The organism is Elstera litoralis, from assembly GCF_000963705.1.
Lineage (GTDB): Bacteria > Pseudomonadota > Alphaproteobacteria > Elsterales > Elsteraceae > Elstera > Elstera litoralis.
Window position 1 is genome coordinate 1 of the sequence record NZ_LAJY01000840.1, and the last position, 896, is coordinate 896.

At 52.2% G+C, this 896-nt stretch carries 1 protein-coding gene and 1 pseudogene; one reads left to right on the forward strand and one right to left on the reverse strand.

Translation table 11 applies throughout. The features are described from left to right. Positions 1 to 209, reverse strand: a 209-nt coding sequence (locus VZ95_RS23490; protein ID WP_198148442.1) for a protoglobin domain-containing protein, incomplete at its 3' end; no start/stop codon positions are given. Positions 210 to 410: 201 nt separating this feature from the next. Here VZ95_RS23490 and VZ95_RS20125 point away from each other — a divergent pair. Next, positions 411 to 896, forward strand: a pseudogene (locus tag VZ95_RS20125) (23S rRNA (adenine(2503)-C(2))-methyltransferase RlmN); the annotation flags it as partial.

Consider the following 896-nt stretch of genomic DNA (forward strand, 5'->3'; position numbering starts at 1 on the left):
ATCCGGCTCGGTCCGCCCAGCATCGCGTTAAGCTTAGAAAATTTGCTTAAATGATTATAAAATATATCTACAATCTCAGGGAGATGAGGAATAATCAAAGCTCGAACATGTTGTAAAGTTTCATTGATGTCGCTCGATATATTAAGAAAATGTAAACGTTCATCTCGGGTTTGGGCGGCATTGATAAAAATTTTGGTGATGTCGTGCATAGGTTTGACCATTCTATGAATGTTTTTGATTGTTCTTTGCAATCATACCGTGATTCAACGTTTTTGTCCTCAGCAAAAATGCCGTGCTTAAGAGCAGAATGCCTGTGCATGGGCGCATGAGAATCCCTGGCTGGGCAGGGGCAGGCCGATCTGTTACTTTCAAAGATTAAGGTGCTGGGCGAGATCGTGAGGAGAGCGGGCGTGACGCAGGGTGTGGATGGGTTGGACGCGACGGGTATTCCCGGACAAGAGCCGCGCAAAAAGAACCTGATCGGCCTGACCCGCGAGGAGCTTAAGGCCGAAATGCTGGCTTTGGGCGAAGCGCCGTTTCGCGCTAAGCAATTGTGGCACTGGCTTTATCATCGTGGCGAAACCGATTTCGAGGCGATGACGACGCTGCATAAGGATTTCCGCCGCCGCCTCGCCGACACCTACGAAGTCCGCCGCCCGGAAAATAAAGTCGATCGCCTCTCCGTCGATGGGACGCGCAAGTGGCTGCTGCGCATGGACGACGGCAATGAAATCGAAACCGTCTATATTCCCGAAGACGATCGCGGCACCTTGTGCGTCTCCAGCCAAGTCGGCTGCACGCTCACCTGTCGTTTCTGCCACACGGGTACGATGAAGCTGGTCCGCAATCTCGACCCTGCCGAAATCGTCGGGCAAGTGATGCTGGCGCGTGACTGT